An 8,796-nucleotide genomic window follows, 5' to 3' on the forward strand; every position below is an offset into this window, starting at 1 on the left:
CCACATCATCACTGTCAGTCGTGGAGGTCGGACGTATCGGTGTCGTCGAAGCCATGGCCCGACAGCACGGCGGAGCGCGCGATCGCCACACCGCCCACCACTGACGTGGCCAGCTGCAGGGCGATGGCGATGATCACCTTGACGAGATCGTCGAGGTCGGGGTCCACCAGGGCGGTGCCGCCGACCACGAAGGCCACACCGAGGCCAGCCGCCGTCGCCACCGCCGAGATCCGCATATACACATCGCGCAACCGCAGCAGTCCGACTCCGGCGATCACGAAGATGACGGCACCGATCACCGCGAGACTCTGTCCCAGCCACTCGTACCAGTTCATCGCCGCCCCCTGACCATCACCCGCGCCAGCGATACGGCGGCCAGGAAGGCCACCAAGGTGGCCACAAGCACGAGATCATACGTGCCCATCCGCCCGAGCCGTGTTCCGAGCAGCGCCAGCTCGGCGATGAGCCCGAAACTCAATAGGTCGGCGCCGACGGCCCGGTCCGCCGGGGTCGGGCCGATGACGATGCGCACGATCGACAGCGCGATGGCGACGGCCACGCCGATCATCGCGATCTCGACTCCGGTCATGCCCACACCTCCTGGACCGAGACCTGCTCTCTATCCGTCCACCGAGACCTCCGCTGATCGACGAATGGGGAGCACATCCCGGTTCTACGCTCGCTCATGCCGACACCTCACCCCGTCTCGTCAGAGCACGCAGCATCCGCTCCTCCATGTCCCGCAGGTTCGCGATGGCCGTCGGATTGTCCGGGTCGTACATCGAATGCACCAGGAGATCGCGACCGCCCTCACGCTCCACCACGCCGATCGTCAGCGTGCCGGGCGTGAGCGTGATGAGCGCGCCGATCGCCGCGACCTGGAAGTCGGTCTCTGACCGGCAGGGCATCCGCACGACCCGCGGCGTCGCCTGACGGCCAGGAGTCGCGATATCGCGCATGACCTGTCCGGCACTGGCGAACACGGCGCCCACGTACCAGACGACGAACCATCCGAACCTCAACGGCCAGGTCATCGCAACACCTCCGTCACATAAGTCGTCGTGTCGAGCAGGCCGTCGGCCGCGACCTCGGTCAGACCGAGCAGCCACTGCGCGCCGAGCCCAAGGACCACCGTGACCGCCGCCGTCGCCACCGCCGGGGCAGCGAGCCACCAGCCGATCCGACGCCGCGGACTCTCACCCTCCGGCAGCGGGGAGACGAAGACGTTGTTCCAGATCTTCAGCATCGACTGGAGGGTCACCAGGCTGACGACGACCGCGACGACCGCGACGGCGATCTGCCCGGCGTCGATGGAGGCGATGATCAGCGTCAGCTTGGCGACGAAGCCCGAGAACGGCGGCAGGCCGGCCAGGGAGAGAGCCGCGACCGCGAAGGCCGCAGCGATCGCCGGCTCGCGACGCCCTATGCCGCGCAGCTCATCGAGCCGATTGGAGCCGTAGGTGTCCTCGACTGCTCCGGTCGACAGGAACAACGAGGCCTTCACCACCATGTGATGCAACAGGTAGAACAATCCCGCCGCGAGCCCCGCCACGGTGAACAGCCCGACCCCGACCAGGATGTAGCCGATCTGGCTGACCATGTGGAAGGCCAGGATCGAGCGGGTGGTCTGCTCCCCCACCGCGCCGAGCACTCCGATCGCCATCGTCAGCGAGAAGATCACCAGACCGATCACCAGCCATCGCTGGTCACCGTCGAAGAGCACCGCGTAGAGCCGGTAGATCGCGTAGATCGCCACCTTGGTGTGCAGCCCGGAGAACAGCGCCGTGACGGCCGGCGAGGTCGACGGATACGCTCGCGCGAGCCAACCGTGCGTGGGGACCGTCGCTGCTTTCATCATCAGCGCGGCCAGCGCCACCCCGGCACCGATCGCCGTTCGCCCGTCCGCCTGGGCGACTCCCGCCAGTTCACCGAGGTTGACGGTCCCGGCAGTTCCATAGACCAGACCGACGCCCGCCAGGAAGAGGGTCGAGACGAAGAGATTGAAGGTCACGTACAGGCGCGAGCCCGTGACCGAGCGCACGGTGCCACGACCGCGCGAGGCGAGGACGAGCAGCCCGTACGAGGGGAGCAGCATGACCTCGATGAAGACGAAGAGGTTGAACAGATCCGCGGTGAGCAGAGCACCGTTCACACCGGCGGTGAGCGCCAGCACGAGCGGGGCGAAGAGTCGCAGCCTGCCAACCCCGGCAGCCACGGCGTACCAGGAGCACATGACCGACAGGAAGCCGGTGAAGAGCAGCATCAGCGCCGCCAGCATGTCCCCTGCGAACGGGATGGCGATGCCCGGCACCCAACCGCCGACACCGTGAGCGAGCACCTCGCCGTCCCTGGTCGCGGAGATGAGCCAGCCGGCTCCGGCGAGCTGCGCGATGAGCATCGGGAACAACACGGCCACGGGCCAGCGCCGGCCCTCGCCGGCGAAGGCCGTGAGACCCGCGGCGAGCAGCGGGGCGCCGACGAAGAGCGGAAGGAGTTCGGGACTCATCGCTCATCCTCCTCGTCATCACCCTCACTGCGTCCCGTCACGGCCAAGGTGAGCAGATACATCGTGATCGCGAAGGCGATGACGATGGCCGTGAGCACGAAGGCCTGAGGCAGCGGATCGGCAGTGACGGAACTGACCAGACCGGTTCCGAGCGGCTCCTCGCGACGTCCAGCGCCACCGGCGCTGAACAACAGCAGATTGACCGCGTGGCTCAGCAGCACGAAGCCGAGGATCACACGCAGGAAGGTGCGCTGCAGCATCAGGAACACCGCCCCGCCGATGAGCAGGCCGACCGAGATGGCGAGCATCATCGGACATCACCCGCCGGGCCTGCTCCCGCGCGCGGAATGCCGAGCTGGTTCAAGGCACCGAGGATCACACCGAACACCGCCAGGTACACGCCGAGGTCGAAGACCAGGGCCGTCGTGAAGTGATAGCCGAACAGATCGCCATGCAGTGGTCTCAAGAACGAGCCCTCCGCCAGGCCGATGAAGCCGGTGATCGCCGCCACCGCGATGCCTGCACCGGCGATCGGCAGGTAGGGCAGAGGTGACTGCGCTCGATCATCGGTGGGGGCGGCCAGGTAGTGCATGGCCAGAGCCGCCGCCCCGATCAGCGCGGCGATGAAGCCCCCGCCTGGAGCATTGTGCCCGCGCAACAGCGCGTAGACGGACCCGATGATCATCAGCGGCACGAGCACCCGGCCGAGCACCTTGATGAAGACCATATTGGGCTCCGGCGGCACGAGCAGTCGATTGGCCGGAGTCGACTCGGGTCGCGTGACCTGCCGACGGGCGTGCAATAGTGCTGTGATCGAGAGGGCCGCGACCGCCAGGACGACCAGTTCGCCGAACGTGTCGAGCGCACGGAAGTCGACGAGAATCGTGTTGACGATATTGCTGCCGCCGGTCTCGGCCTCGGCGTATCGCACGAACCACTCCCCGGCCGCCGATAGTTCCGGCCTGCCGGTGAGGACCAGGGTCGCGAACATGGCCACCGTTCCGGCTGCTGCCGCCGGCACCAGCCGACGCAGCTGGGTCCGCATCGCCACGGTGGGGAAATGATCCGGCAGGTGTCGCAGGGCGAGCACCATGATGACGACCGTGAGGATCTCGACCAGCAACTGGGTGAGGGCGACATCGGAGGCTCCGAGCGCGAAGAACCACACGGCGACGCTGAAGCCGACGATCCCGACGCTGATCACGGCACTCAGCGGAGTGCGGGCAGTGATGGCGGCGACGACTCCCGCGAGCACGAAGATCGTGATCGCGATATCCGTGGCTTCGAAGGCGGTACCGGTGGCCGCGGGGGTGAAGGCCAGGAGACCACCGAGACCGATGACCCCGATGAGCGTGATCGGCACGGCGAGGTGGGTCGCCGGGGCGTCGGTACGAGTGAGGTCGCCGATGCGGCGGCCGCCGTCGATCGTCCACCGCTGAAGAGCATCGGCCGCGGCGACACCGCTGCCGGGGAAGAGTCGTCGATCCAGGAGCCGTTCCACACTGCGCCGAGCGAGGATCAAGACCACGCCGAGCACGATCGCTGTCACCGAGAGCCCGAGAGCAGGCGTGAGACCATGCCAGAGCTCGATATGGACGCCGGTATCACCGCCGGCGGCCACGATCGCCCGACCGACCAGTCCGTCCAGCACCCCGGGAGCCGCACCGAGGCCGGCTGCGAGGACGGCCGTGATCGACACCGCCACGACCATGGGCCGGGTGCCCGCCGTCGGGCGCAATTCGGTCTTTCGACCGGGCAGCGTCCACACCAGCATCCGTCCGCAGTACGCGACGGTGATGGCCGCGGACAGAGCCACCGCGATCGCCAGCCACCAGCCGCGGCCGTGCAGCACACCGTCGAGGATCAGTTCCTTGCTGACGAAGCCGAAGGTGGGCGGTAGTCCTGCCATCGCCGCCACCGCCAGCACGATCATCACTGAGGCGACCGGCATGCTCCGAGCGAGACCGCTCACCTCGTGGATCTCCCGCGTACCAGTCCGCTGCTCCAGCAGGCCGACGTACATGAAGCCCGCCGACTTGAAGCACGCATGTGCGACGACGTGCACGATCGCGGCGGTGAGGGCGGCGGTGGTGCCGATGCCGATCGTCAGCGTCAGGAGACCGAGGTGGCTGACCGTCGAATAGGCGAGCAGAGCCTTCAGGTCGGTGCGCTGCAGCGCGAACACCGCCCCCATGACCGAGGTGATGAGGCCCACCGCGATGAGGAGCACGGACCAGACCGGCGCATGCGAGGCGGCATCCGCGAAGCGCAACAGCAGATAGATGCCGGCCTTGACCATCGCCGCCGCGTGCAGATAGGCGCTCACCGGCGCCGGGGCCACCATCGCATCGGGCAACCAGGCATGGAAGGGAAACTGCGCGGACTTGGTCATCGCCGCGACCGCGACCAGCACAGCAACCGTGGTCGCGAAGGCCGGCCGCTCGGACCACGCGGGATCGGCGAGGGCAGCGCTGAGCCGGGTCGTCCCGGTCACCACCACGATGGTCGAGACTGCGGCCAGCAGAGACAAGCCGCCGCCGACCGTGATGAGCAGGGTCCTGGTGGCGGAGGGCGCGGCATCGGGACCGGAGCGGAGGATCAGCAGATACGAGCAGAGCGTGGTGAGCTCCCAGCTCACGAACATCAAGATCAGATCATCGGCGAGCACGAGCATCGTCATCGCTGCCGCGAAGCCGACCATCAGCGCGTAGTAGCCCGCAGTCGCCTTGCCGCGCAGATAGGACGTGGAATAGCCGATCACCACGGCACCCACGACGAGCACCAGGAGCACGAAGACCAACGACAGTCCGTCCAATCGTAGTCTCAAGGAGACGTCGATCGACGGAATCCACGGCATGGACTGATGGACGGTGCCGTCGCGACCCAACGCCACGGCGGCACCAGCGAGGGCGAGCAGACCAGCGGCCAAGGGCCAGCCGGCACGAGCACCGAGTACGCGAGCCAGGGCCGGGGCGAACGCTGTGAGCGCCCAGCATCCAACGAGCAGGCCGATCAAGGTCATGAGGGCTTTCCGGGGTCGATGACAGAATCGCCGACCAGACTTCCCGGCACACCGTGACGGAGTCTACCGGGCGCGGGCATGCCGTCCGCAACCCCTCGCCCAGTCAGCGCTGAGGGCAGATCAGCGAGAATCAGTCAGTCGACGCGGAGGACGACGAGGGTGGTGTCGTCGTCGAGGGTCCCCGGGACCGCCTCCAGCAGCGCATCGGCCCACTGAGGCAAGGGGGCGTCGCGCGGACCTCCCTCACTCGCCCGCCGCAGGATCTCCAGGGACTCGTCGATCGGCACCTGCCGCCGCTCGACGAGGCCGTCGGTGAACATCAGCACGATGTCATGCGAGGTCAACTGCAATCGCGCCGACGGGCCGCCGTCGACACCGAGCCCCAGCAGGGGACGTGGTTCGACCTCGATCTGGCGGGCCACACCGTCGTGGACACGGATCGCGGGCGGATGACCCGCGCTCGCCAGCTCGAGAGTGAGGTCGCGGCTGTCGAAGATCGCGATGAGCGCCGTGGCGGTGCGTCCGGGCACGAGCGAACCCATCAACCGGTCCAGCTTGTCGAGCGCCAGGGCAGGCGAGCGTGCGTCATCGAGATAGGCCCGCAACGCCGTGCGGACCTGCGCCATCGCCGTCGCCGCCATGAAACCGTGCCCCGCGACATCGCCGACGACGAAGGCGGTACGACCGTCCCGCAAGACGATCTCGTCCCACCAGTCGCCACCCAGCTGCTGCCCCTCGGCGGGACGATAGCGCGCGAGCACGCTCAGGCCCTCGACCTCAGGGCCCTCGTCGAGCACGATCGTGCGCTGCAGGGACTCCGCGATCGCGATCTGCTCCCGGGAGCGCCTCACGATCTTGGCCTCCAGCAGCTGCCGGAGACGATCCGCCGTCTCGAGGTGCCATGAGCGCCAGGGAGCGCTACGCCCGCAGACCGCTCCGCGCCACTTCTCGAAGGACTTGCGCGGACTCAGCCGGATCTCTGGATTCTCCGCGAGCGCGAGGTCCTTGTTGCGCGGATCTCCTCCCCAGCTGACGACCTCGACGAGTTCATTGCGCGTGAACAGCAACCAGCCACCCGGCAGCGTCACCAGCAGGGCACCGGCGGGGGCGTCCTCGATCTCGCCCAGCTCCGGATCGAGTCGTGTGAGGCGGCTGCTGGACTCGACGAGCGCGTCGTCATCGCTGCGCGTGAGTGCGACGACGCGCTTCAGCACCTCCTCGTCGCGGGTGATCTCACCGAGAGTGTGCAGGCCGGAGTCGTCCCAGAGCGCCGCCCCGTCTGCGCCGACGAGATCCAACAACGCGGGGTCGTCGATCAGCGCCTCCAGCGGTGGGCGACTATCGGCGGCCAAGCGTGCGGTGATGCCGGCGAGCACGGCCTGCAGATAGAGCTCTTCGACGCGGGAGTCGGATCGCTCACGCTCGTCGATCAGCTGGGAAGCGGTCTGCCCGAGGAACTCGGCCATGGACCGGACGTCGTGGGCCACGTGATGCGGACCGGAATAGTGGTGGCACGCCACGAGACCCCACAGCTCGCCGTCGCGGACCATCGAGACCGACATGGAGGCCGTGACGCCCATATTGTGCAGGTACTCCAGATGGATCGGCGAGACGCTGCGCAGCGTCGAGAAGCTGAGGTCCAGGGGCGAGCCCGTGTCCGGGTCCAGCATCGGCTCGAGGGCGACCGGCGTGTAGCCGATATCGGCGATGAGCCGCGTCCAGTTGGCCGTATAGAGGCGGCGAGCCTGCGCCGGGATGTCCGTGGCCGGATAGTGCAGTCCGAGGAAGGTGTTGAGGTCATCGCGCTTCTGCTCCGCGACGACCTCGCCGTTCCACTCCTCATCGAACCGGTAGACCATGACACGATCGAAGCCGGTCAGCTCGCGAATCTCGACCGCGAGCCGATCGCACAGCTCCGTGATGGTCTGAGTCTCGGTCAACCGACTCATGGCGGCGCGCGCCGACCGGTAGGTGACGCGCCGCTGCGTCACGAAGTCCTCCGGTTCGATCTCCACGACGATGCGCTCACCGGAGCGGTGCAAGACGAGGTCGACGAGCACGCCGAGCAAGGTGCCACGGCGGACATCATCGGGCAGCACCAGGTGGATCGGCTCGGTGAGGTCCTCGTCGCCGACGGCGGCGACCACGGAGGCGGCGGCGACCACGCCCACCGCGTGGGCGAGCTCGCGGCCGATCAACTCCTCGACGGCTACGCCGAGGGCGGACTGGACGTTCTCGGAGGCCACGACGATGCGGAACTCGTGGTCGAGCGCCAGGAGCACGCCATGCGGCTGGATCGCACCGGGGATATGGATCGGCTCACGATCACAGGTGGTCAGCGTCGCTGGCTCGTAGGCCGGAGTGTGAGCAGCTAGTGGTCGTTCGGGCACCACTACGTCGTCCCTTCGATCGTCGGGAACCGCCTGACTGCTCAACCGGTCTCGACGATGGTATCGCCCGGCGCAGACACGTGGACTCGCTGACCCTCCGGGCCGAAGAGGGCGAGCATCTCGACGGGATCGGGTCCCGCGGCGGAGAACCAGTGCGGGGTCCGGGTGTCGAACTCGGCCGGTTCTCCCGGTTCGAGGATCATGTCGCGATCGCCCAGCACGAGCCGCAGCCGTCCGCTGAGGACGTACAGCCACTCGTAGCCGGGGTGGGCCCTGGGCGTGGGCGTCGCCGGGGCATCGCGGCCCTGGATGATCTGCTTGTAGGCCATGACCCCGGTGGTCCCGCGGCTGAGCGGGAGGATGATCCGCCCGTCTCGCCGGACCGGGCGGACGTGCACCCGCGGATCGCCGGTCGCCGGCGCACCCACGAGCTCGTCGAGCGGGATCGCGTACTCGATCGACAAGGAGAGCAGCAGCTCGAGGGTCGGCCGGCGCTGTCCCGACTCCAGCCGCGAGAGCGTGCTCGCGGAGATGCCGGTGGCCTCGGCGACCTGAGCGAGCGTGCGGTGACGCCCTCGCCGCACCGCACGCAGCCTCTCCCCCACCCCCGACAGAGCCGCATCGATCGAGTCCATATGACCTAGTTTGCCATACCAGCAATTTCACTTGCCGTTTCATGTGCCGCCGCGCAGGCTGGTCCCATGACTGACAGTGATGATGTGGGTGAGCCCCGCAGCGGTCGTCCTGACTCAGCGACTGACTGACTGAGGGTCTTCAACGGGATCTGTCGGTCGATCCGTTGCGGGGCTCGTCGCACTCACCAGCGAGGGGTTCGTGACCTCATAGGAGCCCTGTGCCAGCAGGCACCCATCACTGTC

Annotated in this window: 8 protein-coding genes; all 8 read right to left on the bottom strand. The window is 67.8% G+C overall.

Going from position 1 to position 8,796, the window contains the following annotated elements:
- Positions 1-14 precede the first annotated feature (14 nt).
- Positions 15-335 carry a monovalent cation/H(+) antiporter subunit G gene (locus tag BHE97_RS18200; protein WP_087625464.1) on the bottom strand — a complete coding sequence of 107 codons (321 nt, stop codon included), beginning with the start codon at positions 333-335 and terminating at the stop codon, positions 15-17.
- Positions 332-589 (bottom strand): monovalent cation/H+ antiporter complex subunit F, encoded by a 258-nt coding sequence (locus BHE97_RS18205; protein ID WP_087625465.1) that lies wholly within the window; start codon positions 587-589, stop codon positions 332-334. The genes BHE97_RS18200 and BHE97_RS18205 overlap by 4 nt, the downstream gene beginning before the upstream one ends.
- Before the next feature lie 94 nt (positions 590-683).
- Positions 684-1,034 carry a Na+/H+ antiporter subunit E gene (locus tag BHE97_RS18210; RefSeq protein WP_060747523.1) on the bottom strand — a complete coding sequence of 117 codons (351 nt, stop codon included), beginning with the start codon at positions 1,032-1,034 and terminating at the stop codon, positions 684-686.
- A complete protein-coding gene (locus tag BHE97_RS18215; RefSeq protein WP_087625466.1) occupies positions 1,031-2,506 on the bottom strand; it encodes a monovalent cation/H+ antiporter subunit D family protein in 1,476 nt (491 codons plus the stop codon). The genes BHE97_RS18210 and BHE97_RS18215 overlap by 4 nt, the downstream gene beginning before the upstream one ends.
- Positions 2,503-2,817 carry a cation:proton antiporter subunit C gene (locus BHE97_RS18220; RefSeq protein WP_087625467.1) on the bottom strand — a complete coding sequence of 105 codons (315 nt, stop codon included), beginning with the start codon at positions 2,815-2,817 and terminating at the stop codon, positions 2,503-2,505. Before BHE97_RS18220 ends, BHE97_RS18215 begins: the two co-directional genes overlap by 4 nt.
- The gene (mbhE, locus tag BHE97_RS18225; protein WP_087625468.1) at positions 2,814-5,528 is read right to left on the bottom strand and encodes a hydrogen gas-evolving membrane-bound hydrogenase subunit E; all 2,715 of its coding nucleotides are present in this window, start codon (positions 5,526-5,528) and stop codon (positions 2,814-2,816) included. The genes BHE97_RS18220 and mbhE overlap by 4 nt, the downstream gene beginning before the upstream one ends.
- A 134-nt stretch (positions 5,529-5,662) precedes the next feature.
- Positions 5,663-7,918 (bottom strand): SpoIIE family protein phosphatase, encoded by a 2,256-nt coding sequence (locus BHE97_RS18230; RefSeq protein ID WP_170931493.1) that lies wholly within the window; start codon positions 7,916-7,918, stop codon positions 5,663-5,665.
- A gap of 41 nt (positions 7,919-7,959) precedes the next feature.
- On the bottom strand, positions 7,960-8,553 hold the full coding sequence (locus BHE97_RS18235; RefSeq protein ID WP_140400253.1) for a cupin domain-containing protein: 594 nt from the start codon (positions 8,551-8,553) through the stop codon (positions 7,960-7,962).
- Positions 8,554-8,796: the final 243 nt, after the last annotated feature.

The sequence above is a fragment of the Aeromicrobium sp. PE09-221 genome, from assembly GCF_002174305.1.
Lineage (GTDB): Bacteria > Actinomycetota > Actinomycetes > Propionibacteriales > Nocardioidaceae > Aeromicrobium.

Bases quoted from the DNA above. Each gene is read 5' to 3' on its own strand.
- BHE97_RS18200 (WP_087625464.1), bottom strand. From the start codon at position 335: ATGAACTGGTACGAGTGGCTGGGACAGAGTCTCGCGGTGATCGGTGCC.
- mbhE (WP_087625468.1), bottom strand. From the start codon at position 5,528: ATGACCTTGATCGGCCTGCTCGTTGGATGCTGGGCGCTCACAGCGTTC.
- BHE97_RS18210 (WP_060747523.1), bottom strand. From the start codon at position 1,034: ATGACCTGGCCGTTGAGGTTCGGATGGTTCGTCGTCTGGTACGTGGGC.
- BHE97_RS18235 (WP_140400253.1), bottom strand. From the start codon at position 8,553: ATGGACTCGATCGATGCGGCTCTGTCGGGGGTGGGGGAGAGGCTGCGT.
- BHE97_RS18215 (WP_087625466.1), bottom strand. From the start codon at position 2,506: ATGAGTCCCGAACTCCTTCCGCTCTTCGTCGGCGCCCCGCTGCTCGCC.
- BHE97_RS18220 (WP_087625467.1), bottom strand. From the start codon at position 2,817: ATGATGCTCGCCATCTCGGTCGGCCTGCTCATCGGCGGGGCGGTGTTC.
- BHE97_RS18205 (WP_087625465.1), bottom strand. From the start codon at position 589: ATGACCGGAGTCGAGATCGCGATGATCGGCGTGGCCGTCGCCATCGCG.